Source organism: Sagittula sp. NFXS13 (assembly GCF_040148795.1).
Classification (GTDB): domain Bacteria; phylum Pseudomonadota; class Alphaproteobacteria; order Rhodobacterales; family Rhodobacteraceae; genus Sagittula; species Sagittula marina.
The window spans coordinates 1-20,313 of record NZ_JAGEMH010000005.1 but is presented as its reverse complement, the minus strand read 5'-3'; the positions used below and the strand labels follow the sequence as shown (position 1 = coordinate 20,313).

Annotated in this window: 22 protein-coding genes; 15 read left to right on the top strand and 7 right to left on the bottom strand. The window is 63.3% G+C overall.

Going from position 1 to position 20,313, the window contains the following annotated elements:
* The first annotated feature begins 23 nt into the window (after positions 1 to 23).
* Positions 24 to 1,079: a hypothetical protein gene (locus tag J4E08_RS12240; protein WP_349538745.1), complete on the top strand. Its 1,056-nt coding sequence runs from the start codon at positions 24 to 26 to the stop codon at positions 1,077 to 1,079.
* Positions 1,080 to 1,085: 6 nt separating this feature from the next.
* On the opposite strand, the gene J4E08_RS12235 is transcribed toward J4E08_RS12240, so the two are convergent.
* On the bottom strand, positions 1,086 to 1,784 hold the full coding sequence (locus J4E08_RS12235) for a winged helix-turn-helix domain-containing protein (RefSeq protein WP_349538744.1): 699 nt from the start codon (positions 1,782 to 1,784) through the stop codon (positions 1,086 to 1,088).
* A gap of 127 nt (positions 1,785 to 1,911) precedes the next feature.
* Here J4E08_RS12235 and J4E08_RS12230 point away from each other — a divergent pair, with 127 nt between their 5' ends.
* The 6 genes from J4E08_RS12230 to J4E08_RS12205 all read left to right on the top strand — a co-directional run bounded on the left by J4E08_RS12230 (position 1,912) and on the right by J4E08_RS12205 (position 6,896).
* A complete protein-coding gene (locus J4E08_RS12230) occupies positions 1,912 to 2,187 on the top strand; it encodes a MucR family transcriptional regulator (protein ID WP_349538743.1) in 276 nt (91 codons plus the stop codon).
* 120 nt (positions 2,188 to 2,307) lie between these two features.
* A complete protein-coding gene (locus tag J4E08_RS12225; RefSeq protein ID WP_349538742.1) occupies positions 2,308 to 2,736 on the top strand; it encodes a Ros/MucR family transcriptional regulator in 429 nt (142 codons plus the stop codon).
* Between the two features lie 9 nt (positions 2,737 to 2,745).
* On the top strand, positions 2,746 to 3,735 hold the full coding sequence (locus tag J4E08_RS12220; protein ID WP_349538741.1) for a flagellar motor protein MotB: 990 nt from the start codon (positions 2,746 to 2,748) through the stop codon (positions 3,733 to 3,735).
* 329 nt (positions 3,736 to 4,064) lie between these two features.
* The gene (locus J4E08_RS12215; protein WP_349538740.1) at positions 4,065 to 4,832 is read left to right on the top strand and encodes a hypothetical protein; all 768 of its coding nucleotides are present in this window, start codon (positions 4,065 to 4,067) and stop codon (positions 4,830 to 4,832) included.
* A gap of 190 nt (positions 4,833 to 5,022) precedes the next feature.
* A complete protein-coding gene (locus J4E08_RS12210; protein WP_349538739.1) occupies positions 5,023 to 6,210 on the top strand; it encodes a flagellar hook-length control protein FliK in 1,188 nt (395 codons plus the stop codon).
* Positions 6,211 to 6,227: 17 nt separating this feature from the next.
* Positions 6,228 to 6,896 carry a flagellar hook assembly protein FlgD gene (locus J4E08_RS12205; protein WP_349538738.1) on the top strand — a complete coding sequence of 223 codons (669 nt, stop codon included), beginning with the start codon at positions 6,228 to 6,230 and terminating at the stop codon, positions 6,894 to 6,896.
* A 16-nt stretch (positions 6,897 to 6,912) separates the two neighbouring features.
* On the opposite strand, the gene J4E08_RS12200 is transcribed toward J4E08_RS12205, so the two are convergent.
* The 5 genes from J4E08_RS12200 to J4E08_RS12180 form a co-directional block, all read right to left on the bottom strand.
* Positions 6,913 to 7,560: a hypothetical protein gene (locus tag J4E08_RS12200; protein WP_349538737.1), complete on the bottom strand. Its 648-nt coding sequence runs from the start codon at positions 7,558 to 7,560 to the stop codon at positions 6,913 to 6,915.
* Between the two features lie 86 nt (positions 7,561 to 7,646).
* A complete protein-coding gene (gene flgH / locus J4E08_RS12195) occupies positions 7,647 to 8,408 on the bottom strand; it encodes a flagellar basal body L-ring protein FlgH (RefSeq protein ID WP_349538736.1) in 762 nt (253 codons plus the stop codon).
* Positions 8,405 to 9,067, bottom strand: coding sequence for a flagellar basal body P-ring formation chaperone FlgA (flgA, locus tag J4E08_RS12190; protein WP_349538735.1), 663 nt, complete (start codon positions 9,065 to 9,067; stop codon positions 8,405 to 8,407). The genes flgH and flgA overlap by 4 nt, the downstream gene beginning before the upstream one ends.
* A gap of 4 nt (positions 9,068 to 9,071) precedes the next feature.
* Positions 9,072 to 9,857 (bottom strand): flagellar basal-body rod protein FlgG, encoded by a 786-nt coding sequence (gene flgG / locus J4E08_RS12185; RefSeq protein ID WP_349538734.1) that lies wholly within the window; start codon positions 9,855 to 9,857, stop codon positions 9,072 to 9,074.
* 13 nt (positions 9,858 to 9,870) lie between these two features.
* A complete protein-coding gene (locus J4E08_RS12180; RefSeq protein ID WP_349538733.1) occupies positions 9,871 to 10,620 on the bottom strand; it encodes a flagellar hook basal-body protein in 750 nt (249 codons plus the stop codon).
* Between the two features lie 103 nt (positions 10,621 to 10,723).
* Here J4E08_RS12180 and J4E08_RS12175 point away from each other — a divergent pair, with 103 nt between their 5' ends.
* The 4 genes from J4E08_RS12175 to J4E08_RS12160 all read left to right on the top strand — a co-directional run bounded on the left by J4E08_RS12175 (position 10,724) and on the right by J4E08_RS12160 (position 16,527).
* Entirely contained in the window at positions 10,724 to 12,568 is a 1,845-nt protein-coding gene (locus J4E08_RS12175) for a hypothetical protein (protein WP_349538732.1), read from the top strand.
* A gap of 139 nt (positions 12,569 to 12,707) precedes the next feature.
* A complete protein-coding gene (locus J4E08_RS12170; RefSeq protein ID WP_349538731.1) occupies positions 12,708 to 14,009 on the top strand; it encodes a flagellar hook protein FlgE in 1,302 nt (433 codons plus the stop codon).
* 29 nt (positions 14,010 to 14,038) lie between these two features.
* A complete protein-coding gene (gene flgK, locus J4E08_RS12165) occupies positions 14,039 to 15,451 on the top strand; it encodes a flagellar hook-associated protein FlgK (protein ID WP_349538730.1) in 1,413 nt (470 codons plus the stop codon).
* Positions 15,452 to 15,465: 14 nt separating this feature from the next.
* Positions 15,466 to 16,527: a flagellin gene (locus J4E08_RS12160; RefSeq protein WP_349538729.1), complete on the top strand. Its 1,062-nt coding sequence runs from the start codon at positions 15,466 to 15,468 to the stop codon at positions 16,525 to 16,527.
* On the opposite strand, the gene J4E08_RS12155 is transcribed toward J4E08_RS12160, so the two are convergent.
* Positions 16,495 to 17,268, bottom strand: a complete 774-nt coding sequence (locus tag J4E08_RS12155) for a winged helix-turn-helix domain-containing protein (RefSeq protein ID WP_349538728.1) — start codon at positions 17,266 to 17,268, stop codon at positions 16,495 to 16,497. The two genes, J4E08_RS12160 and J4E08_RS12155, sit on opposite strands and share 33 nt — an antisense overlap.
* A 185-nt stretch (positions 17,269 to 17,453) precedes the next feature.
* Between J4E08_RS12155 and J4E08_RS12150 the strand changes: the two genes are divergently transcribed.
* From J4E08_RS12150 to J4E08_RS12135, 4 genes are all read left to right on the top strand, one after another.
* Positions 17,454 to 18,566 (top strand): flagellar basal body P-ring protein FlgI, encoded by a 1,113-nt coding sequence (locus J4E08_RS12150; RefSeq protein WP_349538727.1) that lies wholly within the window; start codon positions 17,454 to 17,456, stop codon positions 18,564 to 18,566.
* Positions 18,567 to 18,577: 11 nt separating this feature from the next.
* Positions 18,578 to 18,889, top strand: coding sequence for a hypothetical protein (locus J4E08_RS12145; RefSeq protein ID WP_183967968.1), 312 nt, complete (start codon positions 18,578 to 18,580; stop codon positions 18,887 to 18,889).
* 5 nt (positions 18,890 to 18,894) lie between these two features.
* On the top strand, positions 18,895 to 19,305 hold the full coding sequence (locus J4E08_RS12140; protein WP_349538726.1) for a hypothetical protein: 411 nt from the start codon (positions 18,895 to 18,897) through the stop codon (positions 19,303 to 19,305).
* A gap of 116 nt (positions 19,306 to 19,421) precedes the next feature.
* On the top strand, positions 19,422 to 20,313 hold an 892-nt coding region (locus J4E08_RS12135; RefSeq protein WP_349538725.1), incomplete at its 3' end, for a flagellin N-terminal helical domain-containing protein.

The window sequence follows — 20,313 nt, the reverse complement described above, 5'->3', positions numbered from 1 at the left end:
AAGGATAGCCGAGGCAAGTGACCATGATCGCCGAACAACTGGCATACTTTTTCGATGCATCTGCTCTTGGCTGTGTGTTCGAGGAGTGGCCCGAGGACATCGGACTTGTGCTCTGTCTGGATGAATCAGGCAGCTGCGAGATGTTGCTGCATCATGCCGAAGAGGGGCAGGGCGTTTTGAAAAAAGCCGGGGCCTTGCTGGGGCGTGGCGCCGGAGAGTTCGCGGTGGTGCCGGCAATGGACGGTTATCCGACGCGGCGGGTGATGTTCTCCGACGAGCAGAAGCTTCTGGCATTGGTCGAGGGCGAAGCGGACATTGCGGAAATGGCCGCCGATTACCTCATGAACTATCGCTTTGAAAAGGCGCGGAAGGCGCGTGAGCGCCTGCAGGCCGAAGCGGCCCGCGCGCGACAGGCTGAACTGGGCCCGCGCCTGATCGAACCTTTCACGTGGCGGCCGAGGCTTCATCTGTCGGAGGTCCGGTCCAAAGTCACGCCGAAGCGGACGCCCAAGCCGAAGAAGCCCGACATGCCGGAGGGGTACCTGCCGTCGCAGGATGCCGTTCAGAGCGAGTGCTGGTTCGCGGACGGAGAGCTGCGCCTGGGCGATCGTGGCGTCCGGCTTGCCCTCGCCGCGGACATGGTGGATATCAAGACAAGCACGCGCCTCGTACAGGAGGTCGGGTTTCGCGATGATTTTTCGCGGTTCGTTCTTCCCCGCGGGGCCGTCGACGGTTGGCTTCCTGGGGAGCCGCTGGTGATCGACATTCCCGAGGATCGTTTTCCGGCGGGGCTGCGCGAACGGTTCAAGCTCGCCCGTTCGGCAGAGATCACCGTTACAGCCCAGGGCGTCTTTGTCGCGCCGGGAGGTGCGCTTGCAGAACAGGGGGAAGCGTCCGGGGTCAAGGAGGACACATCGCCCCGACGCAAGCGCCGGCGTTTTCTCACGCCGGTCAGCATTGCCGTGGCGCTGTTGGCCGTCGCGGGCCTGACCGTGGGAACCATGATCGAGGCGCTGGAAGCGGATGGGCTGCCAGTGCTGCAGAACCCGCCTCCGGCGTCGGTGGAGGCCGGAGCCTGAGCTTTTTCAGAGCAGGGGCTTGCCCTCCATCACGTAGCCTTGGGCGCGGATCGTACGCAGGCGCAGCTCATCACCAAAAGCAACCTGAAGCTTCTGCCTGATCCGGGCAATATGCACATCCAGCCGACGATCCCCGTAGGTCCAGTCATCTTCGCCCAAGGCCTGGGCGATAGTGGCCCGGCTGACAACGCTGTCTCCCCCCGTGCTGAGGACCGTGAAGATGCGTTCTTCGAGAGGGGTCAGCCCGACCTGTGCCAGCCAGGCGGCTCGCTGCCCCACCTGCACCGCGCGGTGCAGCCGCGCCGCCAGGCGGGCCTTGAGTTCTGACGGATCGTTTTCCGCTCTCACGGCATCATCGGCGCCCGCGACGAAGGCTTCGCTGACGCCGCGAGGGCGGTTGCCATGGTCGACTGCGACGATCACGGCATCCGGGATCTGACGCCGGACGGAAGCGATCAGCGACAACATCGCTTGATCCCGCGCACCATGCGCGGAGAGACCGACGATCATTGCCGTCAACGGCACGGACGCCTCGATCAGATCCTCCATTTCCGCAGGTCGGGCGCGCCGCAGGACGCGACGCAGACCACTGTCCCGAAGCAAGTCTGCCCAGCGGCTTCGACAGCGCGTGTCCCGATCCAGAGCCACCGCAAAGGGTGATCTCAAAAAGATTTTCGTTTTTGGGTTGTGCTTTTGCTCGCTCATCTTCAAGAATTGTCAATATTTCGGTAAGTTTTCATCAAGGATTAACCTTACCTGCGTATTCCTTAATTTGTGCCGTGACCGAGATGTCATTGCGAATGCCATTTAACAACAAGAAGAGAGCCGGGACATGAGGATAAACCTGCGCCAAGTTCTGAACCGTGTTTTGGGGCAACACCCCGCGACCGGGGAACGCGCGGTTTCACCCGATGATACGCACGTCAGCCTGCGCTGCCTGGAGACAGGGCAACGGAGACCGCTGTTGAGAAGGCACCTCCGTGAGGCGCTCGGCATGACCGCCGAGGAATATCGCGCCAAATGGAACCTGCCCGAAGACTATCCGATGGTGTCGCGCGCCTACGCTGACCAGCGGAAAGCGGCCAGATCCATGAAAAGACAAGGATAGGCTTGAAAGTTCGCCCAAAAGATTAAGTATAAGGGAACTTTTCAATGGTTTTTTCATTGTACACTTTGAATCCAGAGTATTTCGCTCAAGGATATTATGGCAGCCAGGGGTAAGATCAGCATGAGTGCAGAGGATCACAAGCAGGACACCGTCGGTCGTATCGTTGCGGCCTATGCGACCCGGTCAGACGTCAGCCCGGATGACATCGTTGCGCTATATCACCGTTTGTCCTGCGAACTGGCCGAGCAGGGGCTCGTCGAGGCGGTTGCGCCGGCGACCAGCAGTGCTGCATTGCGCCCGGCCGTACCGCTCGACCGTGCATATACCGAAGACAAGGTGTTCTGCCTCTGCTGCGGACGCGGCTTCAAGATGCTCAAGCGTCACTTGGGGGCGGAACACGGCATGACCGAGGCGGAGTACCGCGCGGCTTTCGGCCTGCCCGAGGACTTCCCGCTGGTCGCGCCCAGCTATTCGCAGAAAAAGGCGGCGCATGCCAAGGAAGCGGGGCTGGGCCGATACACGCGATCCTTGCCTGTCCCTCAGGAGTGAAGCTGACCCATGGCGGGAAGCAACGAACAGACCATCATCATAAAGCGGATCGAGGAAGAGGGCGGCGAAGGGCACCATGGCGGCGCGTGGAAGGTGGCCTATGCCGACTTCATGACGGCCATGATGGCCTTCTTCCTGCTCTTGTGGATTCTTGCCGCGTCCGACGAGGAAAAGCTGCGGGGCTTGGCTGATTACTTCACACCCAGCCTGTCGCAGAGTGGCGGGCGCGGGGATGGTTTGCTGGATGGCACGGTCCTGGCCGAAGACGGCGTGATGAGCGGGAATGATGGCCCGGCCAGTCCGGAGCGGCTGCCGAGCTTCGGGCAGGAAAATCCCCTGGCAGTCTTCGACAGTCGTTTGCGTGACACGCATCCCAATATCCAGGTCGAATACGACACGCGGCCCGAAGGACGTCATGAAAGCGCCACGATCGAAGAGGGCAGCGATCCGCTGGAGGCGGCCCGTGTCGCAGCGGCGGTTGAACGGGCCGCGCAGAAGTGGGCAGAAGACCAGGCGCGCCTCGAACAGCAGATCATGCAGGAGGTCGTGACCAGCCCCGAGCTGGAGCGGTTCTCGGACAACTTGCGGTTCGACCGGACCGAGGACGGTCTGGAGATCCAGATCGTCGATAATCGGGGCGAATCGATGTTCGCAACGGGCAGCGCGCGGATCGAGGCGCGCACGCGTGACCTGATCCGCATCATCGCGGAAGCCGTGGTTGAATTGCCGAACGATATTGCAATCTCAGGGCATACCGATTCGATGCCGTTCACGCGGTCGGAGACATATTCGAACTGGGAGCTTTCCGCCGATCGTGCCAATGCGACGCGCCGTGTGCTCATAGCCAGTGGGGTCAGGGCGGACCGTATCACGCGGATCTCGGGTCTGGCGGACACGAGGCCGCTGGATGCCGCGGCGCCGGACGCTCCGGAGAACCGCCGGATCAGCGTGACGGTGCAATACCCGCAAGACGCAGAACCTGTGCAAGTTCAAGACTGATTCCAGTAGATGTCGCGAAGTGGTGCAGTGCCACCACATGTAGTGTATACCCAGTTTGCTCCACCATTATATCCACACCTTTTTGAAAGTACGTTAAGAAGACTCCGAGGTTGTGGAGGCGTGTTCTGGTGTCTGAATTTCCGAGGCGGTCTAGATTCGTGTATTGAAACCATAAGCTTGCGCATAAAATGTAGCTTCGGGCAGTTTGGCCCGTAAGTTTCGAGCCCGCTGATGTGTTAACCTTTTCTTAACACTTGGCGGCTTCACCGGCTCCCTACCACTAAATACTGTGGTCCCAAGCAGACACTAAACAAGGGAGGCGGCCACAAATGCGCAGCGGAGAGATACTTGGCCTGATCTGGCGCGACGGCGTGGCCCTCCCGTCAGATGGTGGCCATCGCAATTTCGAGGCGCTTTTTGGCCAGATCCTGCCGGTGCGGACGGCTGCTCTTCTGGCCGGGAAGGGGTGCCCCCATCCGCTTGCCATGTCCGACGAGCTCGAACTTGCTCCTGCCTTGCCGCTGGGTGACGTGCTGGTGGAGGAACTCCCGCTTGATCTGCCATACGGCACGATGGTGCTGTTCCTTCCGGAGTGGGAGACAGACATGTCTCTCCTTCTTGGTGGGGCCGTTGGCGAAACCTTTCAACTGATGATCAATCTCGCCTGCGTCCCGATGGAGCGCGAAACCGATGCGCTGTACCTTCTGGCGCATGCGGCGGTGCGGCGTGTGGCCGTGCTGGCCGCGCAGGGGTACCCGGTTGATCCGGGGGCCTTCAACCTCGGGTTGGCGGGATGCCTGCAACGGCATTGGGCTGGTTCGAGCGGAGCACAGATCATGGATCCGACGTTGTTCGCGCGTGAGGATTTTCTCTGGCAGCCCTCCCTGACGCACTATCTTGCGCGGCTCGATCCCGGTTTCACCGCGCCCGACCCGCGGATCATCAGCGCGGACCTTTTGGGGGTCTCCGACCAGCCGCTCCAGTTGCCGGAGTGGACCAGCCGGATGGAGGCGGTGATGCGGGCCGTCCTTGGCGCGCCGGAGCGGGAGCCCGCGCCAGTTCACAGCGGCTTGGCCGCGCGCTTTAACCTTCAGTAAATCATAATAGCCTTCCGAGGCGGCGTGATTTGTGTTTACTTGTTCTTGAGAGAACAGGTGATTTCGCGTGTGTCAGGCCTGCTGACGATGAGGCTGCGCAAATATTGCGCGCCATCGTCTGCTTGGATCAATCGCGATGTCGCGCCGCCGGGTCCAGGTCGACCGCGGCTTGTCAGGAAAGCGGCCTCAAATGGTGAACCTCCTTTCGATCTTTGGCGCGCAGCCCGCTTCGGCGCGGATCGGTGAGGTCGCCCCGGCCGCCAAAGGGGCGGAGGCGGCGTTTGCTTCCTTCCTGTCCTTTCTCCGCAGCGAAGAGAGCGGTCCCATCGAGGAGGCGGCCCCGGATCTCTCGCTGCTCGAAGAGATCGAGGTGGCGCTGGCCGACCCCGACATGACGGATATGGAGATCGAAGCGGCCCTGACACCCAAGCTGGAGGATCTTGTGCAGGCACTTCTGGATATGCCGGGGGCCGTCGAGCTGCTGTCCTTGGCGGTCGAGGTGGATCTGGCGCGTGCCCCGCAGCCGGAGGATGTGTCCTGGCGATCATTTGCAGAGGCCGTGCCGGTGCTGAGCCGTATCTTCGATGTCGCGGCGCCCCAGCCTGCTCCCGAAGAGATCAGCACGCCCGGTGTTCGCGCCCTGTCGGGTCATCTGCTCGCGCAGGTTGAGACAGGGCCCGCACGCCCGGTTCCCGTGCAGCACTTGCCGGACACTTCTGAGCGGCAGGGGGGCGATGCCGCGCAGGAGCGACCATCGCCGGAAACACGTGGCACATTTCCCGACAGGGTGCTGACGCCGGTGACGTCCATGGCGCAGACGCCCTCGGGCGCGGAGGGTCAGCAGGCGGCTCAACCGTCGGTGCAATCGCCCGCCAACATCCTGCCCTCCCTGAGCGTGGCGCCAGAACCGGTCCCTGTCATGCAGACGGAGGCCGCGCGCCCCGTCCAGATGCCAGCCCCGAGTTCCGATCAGATCCTTAACCAGGTCCGCGCCAGCGTGAGCGAGACCGGCCGCATCCGGGTGGAGCTGAACCCGGACGGCATGGGAACGCTGGAGATTGACCTTGCCGCCGATGATGGCGGTCAGCTTCGGGTGACGGTGCGGGCGGAGCAGGCGTCGGTGCTGACGGCGCTGCGGGCGGACCGTGACGGTCTGCTGGCCATGCTGCGCGACGCCGGTCATCAGGTCGATGATCGAGGCCTGAGTTTCTCCGATTTTGGCGCCCGTCAGTCGGGGCAGGGCGATACGCAGGGGCAGGCGGGCCGCCACGCCACGCCCGCCGGGCTGTTTGCCACCACGGATACCGGGGCGGACGCCGACCCGGACCATATCACTGTCACGTTGCCGGGGTTCGGCGGCGTCGACATCCAAGTTTGAATCGAGAGGAGACCGCCGTGGCGATTGATCCCTTCGGCCCCGGTTCCGTGACCGGTGCTCGTACCACCGCTTCCAGCTCCATGAGCCAGCTCAGCGAGGATTACGAAAGCTTCATCACGCTGCTGACCGCGCAGATCCAGAACCAGGACCCGCTGGAGCCGATGGACAGCACCACGTTCATCTCGCAGCTTGCCCAGTTGAGCCAGGTCGAGCAGTCCGTTGCGGTCAATGACAACCTCGAAGGCATCTCTGGCCAGTTGTCGAGCATGTCGGCCATCGGCGGCCTGAACCTGATCGGGAAAAACGTGGTCGCGCCCAGCGACGAGGTGGCGTTACAGGAGGGTCATGCGATCGCGGGCTACAGGCTGGCGGCGGACGCGGCCTCGGTGTCCGTCTCCATCAAATCGGCGGACGGCACCCTGCTGCGCCGCTACGACGACCTGGACCGCAGCGCGGGCACGCTTCACTCGCTGTCGTGGGATGGATTGGATTACGAGGGCCTGCCACTGCCCTCGGGCCGCTATTCCCTGGAGATCCGTGCCGAGGATGCGGCCGGGAACGTGGTGCCCGGTCAGACCTATGCCGCATCGACGGTGCGCAGCATGACCTATGAGAACGGTCTTGCCACGTTGCACTTGGCGAATGGGAAGACCACCAGCGCCGGATTGATCGAAGAGGTCTGGTAAGCGCGCGCCGCAGTCCTCAACTGCGCGGCACGTTCGCCTTGACCATCGACAGGAACATCACGTCGGTGACGCCGTCACCGAAATCGGCCTGAAGGTCGGACACCAGGGCGCGTGTCAATTTCTCGGTGTCGATGTCGGGGCCCTGCATGGTCGATGTGCCCGCAGCGTCATGCATTGAGGCAAGGATCACGTCCCGCAGGCGCGAGGCATTCTCCGCGACGTTGAAGGCCTGCGCGGTTGCCGTGTCGCGCATCGCGACGCCGACTTCCGAGACAACATAGGTTACGCTGTCGGGGTGATAGACGGGAACGCTTACACGGCCGAGCCGCACGACGCTGCCATCGCCCAGAGGGTCCTTGCGCAACAGGCTGGCGGTGTGTTCCTCCGCCCGGCGATGCGCGGCTTTTTCGGCATGGCCGGGTGTGTCGAGGCGGTGGCTTCCATCCTCGTCACTTGGGGCGGTCATTGCCGTTTCGGCAAGGGAATCCAGCACCTGCTCGGCCGCGTTACGCCCGCCATGTTCAAAGGTTTCTTCAGCCGCAGAGGTCAGCGCCGGGGTGGCGTGGTCAGCGGCGCTGCCGGACAGCATGAACTGCCCGCCTGCGAAGCCCGCGGCCCCGCAAAGGACCGGCAGGGCTGCAAAGGCGATGTGGGCTTTCTTCATGACCGATTCCCGAATGTTCCTGTTCGAGTAAGGTTATGAATTCCAATTCAGGCAATAGTTGTATTCAAATATGGTTAAAGTTTGGCTTAGTACGGGAGGATGATGTCCATCACGTCCTCGCCGTAGCCGCGCGCCTGCTGGCGGCTGATCGCGCCACGGCCGCCGTAGCCGATGCGCGCCTCTGCCATCTTGTCGTAGGGAATGGAGTTGTCGCGGCCGATGTCCTGCGGGCGGATGATGCCCGATACCCTCAGCTCGCGCAGTTCCTCGTTCACCTTGACCTCCTGCCGGCCGAGCACGATGAGGTTCCCGTTTGGCAGGGATTGCACGACCAGCGCCGCCATCCGCAGGGAGATCGCCTCGTTGCGCGCAATCGAGCCATCCCCGGATGCCCCGGTGGAGGAGGTGATGTCGACAAGGTTGCCCTCCGGCAGGTCTTCGGGGCCGACGCCGGGTAGAACCTTGTCGATCTGGGTGCCGTAGCCAAAGAAATTCGGGAAGGCGAGCGTGCTGCGGCCGGTGCGGTTGCGGTCGGATTCGTTGTTCAGACTGGCCTGGTCGTCGATGTCGATGATGATCGTCAGGATGTCGCCGACCTTGGTGGCGCGTTGATCGCCGAAGAAGCCGGAGGAGCCACGTTCCCACAGCGAGGCGCGTTCCGCACGGTAGGGGGTGGTCGCGATCTCCGGCGGTGGCATCGGCACGTTGATGTTGCGCGCGGCGGCCAGCTCGCCCGGATCGATGCCCACGGGGCTGAGTTCGGGTTCGCGGTCGAAGGCGGCCGTGCTGCAGCCTGCGAGAAGGATCAGCGCGGTTCCGGTCAGCAGGAGGGCGCGGGGAGACGTCATCGGATCACCTCTACAAGACCATCCGCGCGGGCCACGGCGGTCAGGGAATTGTTGCTTACGAGATTGACGATGCGCACATCCTGGCCGCGATGGGCATCAGAGAGCGCCCGACCGGGCGCGGTCACCACCAGCCTGCCGTCGTCATAGAGAATGTTCACCTTGTCGCCGCGCCCGATCACCAGCGGTTCCATCACCGACTGGCGCATCACCGGACGGCCCTGCGCCAACATGCGACGCACCTGCTTGCCTTCGAGCGATGCCGGGTCTGTCAGGGTAAAGGCTCCGACGCGGGCGACCGGAAGCTCGGTGATCCTGAAATCGGCCTCGCCGATGATTTCGCCGGGCATCAGGCGGCGCGTGGGGACCGGGAGGCTGAGCTTGGCCAGCGCCAACCCCTGCAGCCGGTGGGTCACGCCGGTGTCGGTCACCGCGTTGGCAAGGAAGCTGCCGCTGTCCGGGTCGATCCAGAAGGCGGAAATCAGTTCCGCCTCCTTCACGGACCCGGCGCTGAAGCGCACGTGGATGGTGGCCTCCACGGGCAACTCGTCGCCCCAGCGCTGCCGCACCTGTTCCTCGATCAGGACGGACGTGCTTTCGGCCAGGGCAGGCGAACCTGCCATGAGGACGGCGCAGAGCAGGGGAATCAGGCGGTGAAACATGGGGTTACTTGATCTGGTTTGCGGCGGACATCATCTGGTCGGCGGTTGAGATGGCCTTGGAGTTCATTTCGTAGGCCCGCTGCGCCTGGATCAGGTCGGTGATCTGGCGGATGATGTCCACGTTGGATGCCTCCAGATAGCCCTGGCGCAGAATGCCGACGCCTTCGTCTCCGGGCAGGGCGGGGATCGCATCGCCGGAGGCCACGGTCGCCTCCAACAGGTTGTTGCCCAGCGGTCGCATCCCGGCGTCGTTGACAAAGGTGGTCAGGGTGAGCTGGCCGACTTCCACCGGGATCGGATCGCCATCGACGTAGGCGCTGACGATGCCGGTTTCGCTGATTTCGATGGAGGTGGTGTTGTCCGGCAGCACGACGCCGGGGTCGATCTCGAAACCCTGATGGTTGACGATCTGCCCCTCGGCAGAGAGCCTGAAGGAGCCGTCGCGCGTATAAGCCTGGTTTCCGTCCGGCATGTTGACGGCGAAATAGCCACGCCCGTCGATGGCTAGATCGAGTTGGTTTTCCGTCTGCGTCAGCCCGCCTTGCGTGTTCAGGCGCAGGGTGCCCACCGACCGCACGCCCAGACCGATGTCCAGCCCGACCGGGCGCGTGGTGCCCTCTTCGGCGGTGACCGCGCCTTCGCGCGACTGGTTCTCGTAGATCAGATCGGTGAAAGAGGCGCGCGCGCTCTTGAACCCGGTGGTGTTCGCATTGGCGATGTTGTTCGAGATCACGTCAACATTCGTCTGTTGCGCCATCATGCCGGTTGCGGCGATGCCCAGTGCCTTCATCTGCGTCCCTCGCTTAGCTGTTCCGTCCGATGCGGCTCAGCATTTCCTTTTTCAGTTCGTCGTCGGAGGCCATCAGGTTCAGCGAATGCTGGTAGGCCTGCTGGATCTGGATCAGTCGCGTGACTTCGGTCACCGGCTGGACGTTGCTGCTTTCCACGGCGCCTTGGATGACAGTCGACCCGGTGTCGTCCGGCACCAGTCCTGCGTCCTCGGCCTGCGGGACGAACATGCCGCCTCCGGCGCGGCTGAGTGTCTGGCGGTCGGGAAGCTCGAAAATGCCGACCTGGCCCATTACGCCGCCGTCCGGCGACGAGATCACGCCGTCATCGGAAATCGTCAGAGCGTTCGCAAACTGCGGAGGGATGTTGAGCGCCGCACCTCCAAGGTCGAGGATCTGCGCGCCGTTCGCCGTCGTGACCTGGCCCTGCGCGTTCAGCACAAGTTGACCGTCGCGACCGTACCCGGTGCGACCATCGGGCATCTCGTAGGCGAACCAGCCTTCGCCTGTCAGCGCAAGATCGAGCGGATTGCCGGTCTGCACGACGACACCGGGGGTGTCATCCACATAGGAGCCTCGGTCGAGCACGTAGTGTGTGCCTTCGCCGCCCACTGCGGCATTGCTCTTCTCCAGGTAGCTTTCAAACAGGACCCGCTCTGCCTTGAAGCCGCTGGAGCTGGCATTGGCGATGTTGTTGGAGGTCACATCGAGCTGTCGCTCAAGCGCGGAGAGCTTGGACAGTGCGACATATGTCGAATTATCCATGTGAACCTCCAATCTAAGCTTATCTGTACATTCTTTTCTTGCGAAGAATGCGGGCTTTGCTAGGATAAAGCAAGTATTATCAGGAAGAGGCGAGCAAAAGAAAGTGACCTATCCTTGCGCTTTCCTCGGACAAGCCTTGGCGACTGCCGGGTTTATCCTCTGCGCCGTTCCGGTGCTGGCGGAGCGGGACGCAGGCGCGTCGGTCACGACGTTTGAAGCGCCAGCGCTCGGCTCCATGCGGGTCATCGACCCGGCGCCCCTGTACCTGAGCCGCCGCGAAATGCGCCCCTTCCTGGAGGAACGCCGCGAGCTGATGCGTCGGCTGCAAGGTGCGGAAGAGGATGCGACGGCGCGCGCCCGGGCGCTCACGGATCTCGCTGAATTCCACTTTGCGCATGCCATGGCGCCCGAAGGTCTGTCGCTGCTCGCCTCTGTCGACGGTGCGGAGCTGCCGCTGGCGCATCGGCTGCGGGCAGCCGCCTTCGAGCTTGCGCTCGGCCTGATAGACCTGCGTGAGCGCCCCCTGACAGGGCGGGCCAAGGCGCTTCTGGACCCGGTGCATCGCGACTGGGCCGACCAGCCCTTGTTTCTGGCGTTGCATCACATCGGAGAGGGGCGTTGTTCCGAGGCTGCCGTTTTGCTGGATGCAGCTGTCGGTCGTTTCGCGCGGTTCTCGTCCTCCGTGCAGGAACGGGTGCTGCCCGGTCTGCTCGAATGCGCAATTCGGTCGGAACGGTGGCGCTTGGCCAAGGATATTGCCGCGGCCTTCGATGCGTATCCTTCGCTCCGGGGTAGCCCGGCCTACCATTTCCTGCTGGGAGAAGTTGCAAGGGAGGGGGAGGCCCCGCTGGCCGCGTTCGACAGTTTCGTGCGGGCGCAGTCGGGCGACGACCTCTGGGCGCATCGCGCGCGGCGGGCATTGGTCGATCTTGGGTTGGGTGAGGACGTTCTTGGGCCGGATGAGGCGGTACGATTGCTGTCGCAGGAGGCGCAGATGTGGCGCGGTGGCCCGGAGGCGGCAGAAACGCTGCACGCGCTGGCCTCGCTGCAGATGATTGCGGAGGATCAGGTCGGCGCGATCGAGACCTACGGCCAGCTCATGGTGCGCCATCCCGGCACGACGCAGGCCAGCGACGCGCAGCAGAAAGCACGGACTCTGATTGATGCCCTGTATCGACGAGGGGCTGCCCGCGACATATCCCTGACGCGCTACATGGCCGCGCATGAGCGCATCGCGCCGCTGTTTCGGTTCACGCTGAATTTCTCGGAGGCCGCGACTTTGCTGGCGGATACGTTTCTGGCAGCGGGCGGCACGACCATCGCGGCGCGGGAATACGCGACCATCCATGATTACCTCGTCGCTGGGCAGGACCTCGGGATTGTCGACATTCCCGAGGGTGCGCTGCAGCGATTGAAGGTCAAGGAGGCGGAGGCGCTGGCGGCGGGCGGACAGTGGGAAACGCTCGGCGCCTTGCTGGCGCAGCCGTTGGACCTGGACGATCCCGACTTGCGCCGCCGTCTCGAGCGCGTTTCCGTGCGTCTCCTGCAGGAAACGGGGCGCAGCAGCGAACTTTTGACCGGCACTGCCGAGGACGCCCCAGATCAGGTGCTGAGGCTGCGTGCGCAGGCCCGGTTCGACGCAGCGGAGTGGCCGGAGGCGATGGCGGCCTATGGTCGGCTGCACGACCGGCTGGGTGGGGGGATGCCGCTGCCGGACAGCATCCGCTATCTTCTCGCAGCCCACCGCAGCGGGGACATGGTCCGCACCGCAGAGATCGCGCGAACCTTTCCCGCGTTGACGGAGTTGCCCGCCTGGGCCGATATTTCGCGCAGCCTGACCCATGCCGCGCCCGAGCTTTTGCCGCTGCGGCAGGACACGGCACGCGCCCGGATCGAGAGTGCGGGCGAGGTGCTCGAAACCTTGCCGGGGCGAGAACAGCTCAATTGATGCGCCGCACAGCGGTCTGACCAGGCAAGATTCCCGCAAAAATTGCCAAGTAAACAAATCTTTAACCGTGGTGTAACCGAGTTCTGTTACTTGGTTAACGAACGGTGGGTCATCACCGACAGAAAAAGACGAGGCGGATATGAGTATTTCCAACGCGATGGCATCCGGGGTCAGCGGCCTGCTTGCCAACTCCAAGGCGGTCGAAAACATCTCCTACAACATCGCGAACGCCGACACGGTGGGGTATCGCCGCAGCTTTTCGCAGATGATCACCTCCGGCTCGACCTCGGCCTCGGGCAGCTTCGCCACGGGCGTTGCGACCGCGGTGACCCATTCCAACACCGCCGAAGGCAGCTTCATGGACACCGCCGTGGGATCCAACATGGCGATCACCGGCAGCGGCTTCTTCGTGGTGAACTCGAATATCGACGCCTCCTATACCGCCGGGAACATGTTCACCCGCGTGGGCAGCTTCGAACCTGACGACAACGGCAACCTGGTGAACGCCGCCGGGCTTTATCTGATGGGCTTTCCCTACGGAGGCGATGGCACCCTCGGGGCTGTGGACCGTGCCAGCTTTGGCGACCTCGAGCCAGTGAACATCGCCAACCAGACGATCAGCGGCACGGCGACGACGTCGGCATCGCTGTCGGGCAACCTGCCGTCACAGGAAACCGGTCTCGATACGCCGGGCGAAGCCTTCGTGACCTCGGCAGAATACTACAACGACCTGGGCGAGGCCGAGCGTCTGACCCTGTCCTTCCAGCCCACCGGAGACGATGACGCGTGGGTGGTGACGATTTCGGACGGGACGACGGAATACGGCAGCGTCACGATGACCTTCAATGACAGTGGTCCGGATGCCGGCTCCCCTGCGTCCTTTGACGATGTCACGGTGACCGCGACCGCGCCCGCCGGGTTTGCCTTTGACCCTGCGACCGGTGAGATGATGCTGACCATCAACAATGCGGACACGCCGCAGGTCGTCACCATGTCGCTGGGTGCGCCGGGCAGCTTCGATGGCCTGACGCAGTTTGCCGGTGATTACACGCCGATGACCGTGAAGCCGAACGGCAGCGAAAGCGGCACCCTTACCCGCGTGGAGTTCGACGAATTCGGGGACGTCTGGGGCGTGTTCGACAATGGCACGCGCAAGGCGCTGTACTCGATCCCCTTGGCCACTTTTGCAAACCCCAACGGGCTGGAGACCAGCAACAACTCGACCTTCCATATGTCGAACGATTCCGGCGGCTTTTATCTCGGGCAGGCCGGGACCGGCGAAACCGGATCGTTGAGCTCGGGGGGCGTGGAGTCTGCCAATGTCGATATCGCCGAAGAGCTGACCGACCTGATCCAGCGCCAGCGCGCCTATTCCTCGAATGCCAAGATCATCACCACGGCGGACGAGATGCTGAACGAGACGGTGAACCTGAAGCGTTGATCGGCGCCGCCGACGGATAGGAACACACCATGAGCCTGATTTCCGCTCTCAACGCGGCGCGCAGCGGCATGAGCACCAGTTCCCGCTGGGCCGATACCGTATCGACGAATATCGCGAACGCGAACAACGCCAGCTATGCTAGGCGCGAAACGCAGATTACCACCAACGCGCAGGGCGCGGCCCAGATCAGCGAGATCACCCGCGCCGTCGACAGTGCGCTGGACGGCCTCTACCGCACCGAGGTCAGCCGGACCGCAACGCAGGATGCCATCGCCACGGGGCTGGCAGGGTATACCGCGCTGCTCGGTGACACTGAAAGCACCGATACCATGCTGACGCGGCTGACAGATTTCCAGAACGCGCTTGGCCTTTTGTCTGTCTCGCCAGCAGACACCGGGCTGCAGCGGGCCACGGTCGCGGATGCGCAGGAACTGGCGCAGGCGCTCAACCGGGCGGGGGGTGCCCTCGATGCGGCGATGGGGCGCGCTGAAGAGGGCATCGTCTCCGATGTTGCGGCGGTGAACGACCGGCTTGGGCGGATCGCGGCGCTCAGCGAGCGGCTGGCGTCCTCCGACGGGAATGGCGAGGCGTCGCTTTCGGTTCGCGACGCGCTTGGCGCCGAGCTTGACGCGCTTGCGGAATACATGGACGTCACGACGCGCACGGATGGTTACGGCCGGATGGAGGTCTTTACCTCGGGCGGCACCGCGTTGCTGACCGGCGGCAGGCCGGAGACGTTACGATTCGACGCCGAAAGCGGAACGCTGTTGGCCGGGAGCGTCGACATCACACCGGGCGTTTCCGGCAAGCGGGGCATTTCCGAAGGCTCCATTTCCGGCAAGGTGGCGCTTTACACGACGGTTCTGCCGGAGATGCAGGCGCAGCTCGACGAAACCGCCCGCGCGCTGATCTCCGGAATGGAGGCGGCGGATGCCAGTCTTCTGCCCGGTGAGGCGGGTCTTTTCACGGACGCAGGAGCCGCGCTGACTGATCCGGTCGCGCCGGGGTTGGCCCGCCGGATCGCGGTGAACGAGGCCGTGGTGCCCGAAGCCGGGGGCGCGCTCTGGCGGATCCGTGACGGGGTCGGTGCGGTGGTGCCGGGCGCGGCGGGAGCCAACGGTCAGGTCATGGATTTTGCCGATGCGCTCAATGGCAGCCTGTCGTTCGACGAGGCGCGCGGTCTTGGCAGCGACGTGCCCCTGTCGCGCTTCATGTCATCGCTGATTGCCAGCCAGAACAGCACCCGCGCCTCGGCCGAGACCTCCGCCGAACGCCTGGCCGCCGGTGCCATCGCCACGCAGACGTCGCGCATGTCCTTCATGGGCGTCAATGTCGATGACGAGCTTCAGCAGCTCGCCATGATCCAGCAATCCTATGGCGCCAACGCGCAGGCCCTTTCGACCGTCTCCGAGATGATCGACACCCTGCTGGCAGCCGTGTGACCCGGGAGCCCAGCATGATCGGTTTCACCCGCGCCCCGTCGACGCTGTACAGCAACCTGTTGCGTCGAAATGCCAATGCGGAGATGCAGGCGCAGTTGTCGCGCGCCGAACAGGAGTTGGCCACCGGCATCAAGAGCGACATCTACAAATCGCTGGGACCGACGGCGGCCGAAGCGCTGAGCCTCGATGCTGCCCTGTCACGTGATACGGCGCAAATCGCGGCGAACAAGCTGCTTGGCGGGCGGCTCGACACCATGAGCAGCGCGCTCGGCTCCATGGGCGAGGCCGTGCAGTCCACCCTGCAACTGGCGGTGACCAACAGCGGGTTCAACGGTGGTACGGCCAGCGGTCTCCAGACCTCGGCCCGGGCGTCGCTTGATGCGCTGATGTCCATGGCCAACGCGAATTACGGTGGCACCCCGCTTTTCGCGGGCCCCTCGGACGGAGCCCGCGCGTTGCAGGATTACGACACGCCCCGGGCGGAGACCGGGCTGTCGCCCCGTGTGGTGATCGACGGGGTGATGGCGGGCGGGCTCGGGTCCGTATCCGACGCCACCGCACGTATCGCGGAGCTTGACGCGATCTTTTCCAATACCGCCGCGAACCCGGATGAGACTTTCGATGCACTGTTCTTTACCGGTGCCACGGCGGCAGACCCCATGTCTGCGGGGATCGGCGACGGGATCACGGTCAACTACGGGGTTCAGGCGAACGATGGCGCGTTCCGGCAGGCCTTGCAGGGATTGGTGATGCTGGCCACGACCGACGTGTCGGAGATCGGTGATGCAGAGGCATACGCAACCTGGGTCGACACGGCAGCGGCACGGTTGAGCAGCGGTCTAGAAGGTTTGCTGGACAGCCAGGTCCAGCTCGACACGGCATCGGCGCGGATCGACGAGGCCAATACGCGGATGGAAGATCGTGCGAACCTTTACAAGGGGCGCGTGGCCGAGCTGGTGGAAGTGGACAGCTACGAGGCGGCGACCGAGATCACCGCGCTCGAAACTCAGCTTCAGGCGAGCTACGCCGTGACGGCGCGGCTTTCACAGTTGAGCTTTCTGAACTTCATGAGGTGATCCGGAGGTGTTCGGCAGGCGCGGACGGTCCGTGCGCACGGCGTCCAGTTCGGGTGCCGTCCTGGGTGTCAGCTTGTAGCCACGACCACGGATCGTGCGGATGTGCGGGTCTCCGGTGGGGGACATGCTTTCGATCTTCTTGCGGATGCGGCAGATATAGACATCGATCACCTTGTCGAACGGCTGATCCTGAGCCATGCCGTAGACAGCGTCGTAGATCACCGATTTCGATACCACCCGGGGTGCCGAGAGCGCAAGCTGTTGGAAGATCGCAAGTTCGCGCTGCGACAGCTTCATCGGTTTGCCCGCCACGTCCGGATCGCGCCCGTCGAAATACGCGGTAAGATCGCCGATGCGCAGGCAGCTGGCAGCGTGGCCATGAAACCGGCGGGTGATCGCATTGACCCGGCTGCGCAGTTCAAGCCCTGTCAGCGGTCCGACGATGTCGTCGTCGGCGCCCGCATCGAGTGTTTGCATCGCAGCTTGCGGATTGCGGACCAGGCGCAGCACAAGGATCGGATTGCGGCACCCGGAGCGCCGCAGTCGCGCGATGCGCTCCACCAGCTTGGGGTGTTCGGCCAGCACAACGGGCCGCGCGGCGTAGCCATCACGGCCGAGAAGATCCAGGTCGCGATCAAAGAGATCGTCATCGACCGGCACGGGTTCCCACTCCGCCTCGTCCAACTTCGACAGGAGGCCGTGAAAGGCGTTGGATCGCGGCTCGTAAAGATAGATATGCACCACGCACTCCCGATAGGTCGTTGGATCTTGTTATCCATGACTGAGTGCGCCGATCATGATGCGGTCTGGCCCGATGGTCAAGTATAAGACAAGAATAGTTTATCTATCCTTGATTTAATCATTGCTGAAAAGGGGCCATCCATGTTTAATCTTGAGCAATGGAAACCCTTCGACGCGGAAGCTTCATGCGGATTGCAGCCAGTATTGCCGCCTTCATCTGGGCTCTTTGCCTTGCCGTGCCGTCCGTCGCGGACGTGCGGATCAAGGACATCGCCACCTTTGAAGGTGTGCGCGAGAACCAGCTCGTGGGCTACGGGCTTGTCGTCGGGCTGAACGGCACGGGGGACAGCCTGCGCAACTCGCCGTTCACCGAGAAGAGCATCGAGGCAATGCTGGAACGGTTGGGGGTCGGCAACCTGTCAGACGACCGCATCAAGACGACCAACACCGCCGCCGTGATGGTGACTGCCATGTTGCCGCCCTTTGCGCGACTGGGATCGCCCGTTGACGTCGTGGTTTCGTCGCTCGGGGATGCGACATCGCTGCGCGGTGGCACGCTGATCGTGACGCCCCTGACCGGGGCCGACGGCGAAGTTTACGCGGTGGCGCAGGGCCCGATCGCTGTCGCGGGGTTTTCGGCCACCGGGGTTGCCGCGTCGATCACCGAGGGCGTGCCCACCGTTGCCCGGATCGAGAATGGCGCAACCGTCGAGAACGAGGTGGATTTCCAGCTTTCCGCTCTGGACTCCGTGCGTATCGCCCTGCGCAACCCGGACTTCACCACGGCAGTGCGCATGTCGGATGCGATCAACAACCGTCTCGGGGGGAACTCTTCGCAGGTGCTGGATTCCGGGACGGTGGAGCTTGCGCTGCACGGAGCCGGGAAGGGGGATGTGCCCGGCGTGCTTTCGGAGGTGGAGAACCTGCGGCTGGAACCCGACAGCATCGCCAAGGTCGTGATCGACGCCAAGACCGGGACCATCGTGATCGGCGCCAACGTGCGCATCGACAGGGTGGCGGTCAGCCAGGGTGGCCTGACGGTGATGGTGCGCGAGGACCCGGAAGTCAGCCAGCCGAACCCGATCACCATCGGCGGAACAACAGTCGTGGTGCCCCGGACCTCTGTCGCGGTCGAGGAGCAGGAAACGCATTTTACAATCCTCGAGGGCGCCGATGTCAGCCTTCAGCGGCTGGTTGATGCGCTCAACGCCATCGGCCTGAGCGCGACGCAGACCATCTCGATCCTGCAGGCGATCAAGGCTGCCGGCGCCTTGCACGCCGATCTGGAAATCATCTGAGGAGCCTCGGCATGGACATCGGCAGCAACATGGCGGCGCTTCAGGTCACGGGGGCGCAGGTCGCTCAGCCGGGGGCCGCCGCGCCCGATGCCCCGCACAGCGCGGTGAAGGAATTCGAGACCATGTTTCTCACGCAGATGGTCGACGAGATGCTCAAGCAGGTGGACATCGGTGATTTCGGGGGCGGGCAGGCGGAGGACACCTGGCGCTTTTTCCTGGCGGAAGCCTTCAGCCGCGAGATCGTCGAACAAGGTGGTGCCGGGCTGTCCGCCAGCCTGGAGCGGTCGCTTTCGGCGTACAGCCAGACACGGAAAATGGAGTGAGGGAGATGCCAGCGATGACACATGCCGAGGCCGGACTGCTCATCGACCGTCTGGCCCGCGTCCTGCGCGACGAGATCGCCGCCATCGGGCAAGGCGAATTGGCCCGTATCGACGAACTGTATCCGCGAAAGGCAGAGCTTCTGGGCGAAATTGAGACAGCATTTGGATCGGGCGAAAAATATTTCGGCGGTGACGATGCACAAAGCCGGAAACTGCAGCGCAAGCTTGATGAATTGCGCGATCTCATCCAGACGGACCTGGCATTGTTGAAGCGCATGACCGAGGCGACAGGCGCCGTGGCGCGGGAAATCGAAAGAATCCGGGATCGTCAAAGCCTTCGCGGTGTCTACGATCGAGAGGGTGCCCCGGCACAAGCATCTGTGACTCCCTCGCAACGGTTTGACAAATCGATCTGAATCGACCGGTTCAAAAACTTATACTGTTCCAATTTTGCGTGTTACGCATGTTCTACGGCAAAGTCCGTTTTCGTCAGAAAGACGAAAGATAACGATAGAAATCGGAGCAGAACCAAGTGTCTTCCATCAACACCAACGCCAGCGCCATGAACGCGCTGTCGACCCTTCGTCAGGTCAACAAGGACCTCGAAGGCACCCAGAGCCGCATCTCGACCGGTCTTCAGGTACAATCGGGCAAGGATAACGCGGCTTATTTCCAGATCTCCGAGACCATGAAGGGCGACAGCTCGGTCTACGCGTCGATCAACGAAGGCCTCACCCTGACCAAGAACTCGGTCTCGACCGCACGTCTTGGCGCAGAAACCATCAACGGCCTCGCACAGGAATTCCTCGACAAGGTGGCCTTCGCGCAGGGCGCGACCGGCGGCTACGACGAGGTTGAGAACGACCTTTCCGAGCTCGTGAAGCAGATGGAAACCACGTTGAGCCAGTCGACCTTCAACGGCGACGACATGCTGGGCGCGGGATCTTACAACAACATCGTCAACGACGCCGGCGGCTCGGTCAACGCGGTTGCGTCGGTCGATGGCACCATCGGGACCGCTGTGACAAACGCTGACGCCACGGTGGGCGTTGCGCGCAACACCGTGACCGGCATCAGCCGCGCCGGCGGCACCTACGCGACCACTTCGATCGAGGTGGGGACGCACGACATGGCGGAGCTCGTCGCATCGTTCAAGGCCATCGTCGAAGTCGCCGGTACGACCACCGGTGGCGACACTGTCACTGGCTTTGGCGCAACTGCGGCAGCAGGTGACACCACCGACAACTTCCTGGCAACCGCCCTGGCAACGACCGAAGGCCTCGCAAGCCAGGTCACTGACATCGCGACCAAGCTGGGCCAGTCGGAGAAGTCGATCGAGAACCAGCAGGAGTTCCTCTCCTCCGTGGTCGACAACATCGATGCCGGTGTCGGTTCGATGATCGACGCCAACATGGAAGAGGAAG

Excerpts from the sequence above, each read along its gene's own strand:
- J4E08_RS12240 (WP_349538745.1), top strand. The coding sequence starts at position 24 with ATGATCGCCGAACAACTGGCATACTTTTTCGATGCATCTGCTCTTGGC.
- J4E08_RS12235 (WP_349538744.1), bottom strand. The coding sequence starts at position 1,784 with ATGAGCGAGCAAAAGCACAACCCAAAAACGAAAATCTTTTTGAGATCA.
- J4E08_RS12230 (WP_349538743.1), top strand. The coding sequence starts at position 1,912 with ATGAGGATAAACCTGCGCCAAGTTCTGAACCGTGTTTTGGGGCAACAC.
- J4E08_RS12225 (WP_349538742.1), top strand. The coding sequence starts at position 2,308 with ATGAGTGCAGAGGATCACAAGCAGGACACCGTCGGTCGTATCGTTGCG.
- J4E08_RS12220 (WP_349538741.1), top strand. The coding sequence starts at position 2,746 with ATGGCGGGAAGCAACGAACAGACCATCATCATAAAGCGGATCGAGGAA.
- J4E08_RS12215 (WP_349538740.1), top strand. The coding sequence starts at position 4,065 with ATGCGCAGCGGAGAGATACTTGGCCTGATCTGGCGCGACGGCGTGGCC.
- J4E08_RS12210 (WP_349538739.1), top strand. The coding sequence starts at position 5,023 with ATGGTGAACCTCCTTTCGATCTTTGGCGCGCAGCCCGCTTCGGCGCGG.
- J4E08_RS12200 (WP_349538737.1), bottom strand. The coding sequence starts at position 7,560 with ATGAAGAAAGCCCACATCGCCTTTGCAGCCCTGCCGGTCCTTTGCGGG.
- flgH (WP_349538736.1), bottom strand. The coding sequence starts at position 8,408 with ATGACGTCTCCCCGCGCCCTCCTGCTGACCGGAACCGCGCTGATCCTT.
- flgA (WP_349538735.1), bottom strand. The coding sequence starts at position 9,067 with ATGTTTCACCGCCTGATTCCCCTGCTCTGCGCCGTCCTCATGGCAGGT.
- flgG (WP_349538734.1), bottom strand. The coding sequence starts at position 9,857 with ATGAAGGCACTGGGCATCGCCGCAACCGGCATGATGGCGCAACAGACG.
- J4E08_RS12180 (WP_349538733.1), bottom strand. The coding sequence starts at position 10,620 with ATGGATAATTCGACATATGTCGCACTGTCCAAGCTCTCCGCGCTTGAG.
- J4E08_RS12170 (WP_349538731.1), top strand. The coding sequence starts at position 12,708 with ATGAGTATTTCCAACGCGATGGCATCCGGGGTCAGCGGCCTGCTTGCC.
- flgK (WP_349538730.1), top strand. The coding sequence starts at position 14,039 with ATGAGCCTGATTTCCGCTCTCAACGCGGCGCGCAGCGGCATGAGCACC.
- J4E08_RS12160 (WP_349538729.1), top strand. The coding sequence starts at position 15,466 with ATGATCGGTTTCACCCGCGCCCCGTCGACGCTGTACAGCAACCTGTTG.
- J4E08_RS12150 (WP_349538727.1), top strand. The coding sequence starts at position 17,454 with ATGCGGATTGCAGCCAGTATTGCCGCCTTCATCTGGGCTCTTTGCCTT.
- J4E08_RS12145 (WP_183967968.1), top strand. The coding sequence starts at position 18,578 with ATGGACATCGGCAGCAACATGGCGGCGCTTCAGGTCACGGGGGCGCAG.
- J4E08_RS12140 (WP_349538726.1), top strand. The coding sequence starts at position 18,895 with ATGCCAGCGATGACACATGCCGAGGCCGGACTGCTCATCGACCGTCTG.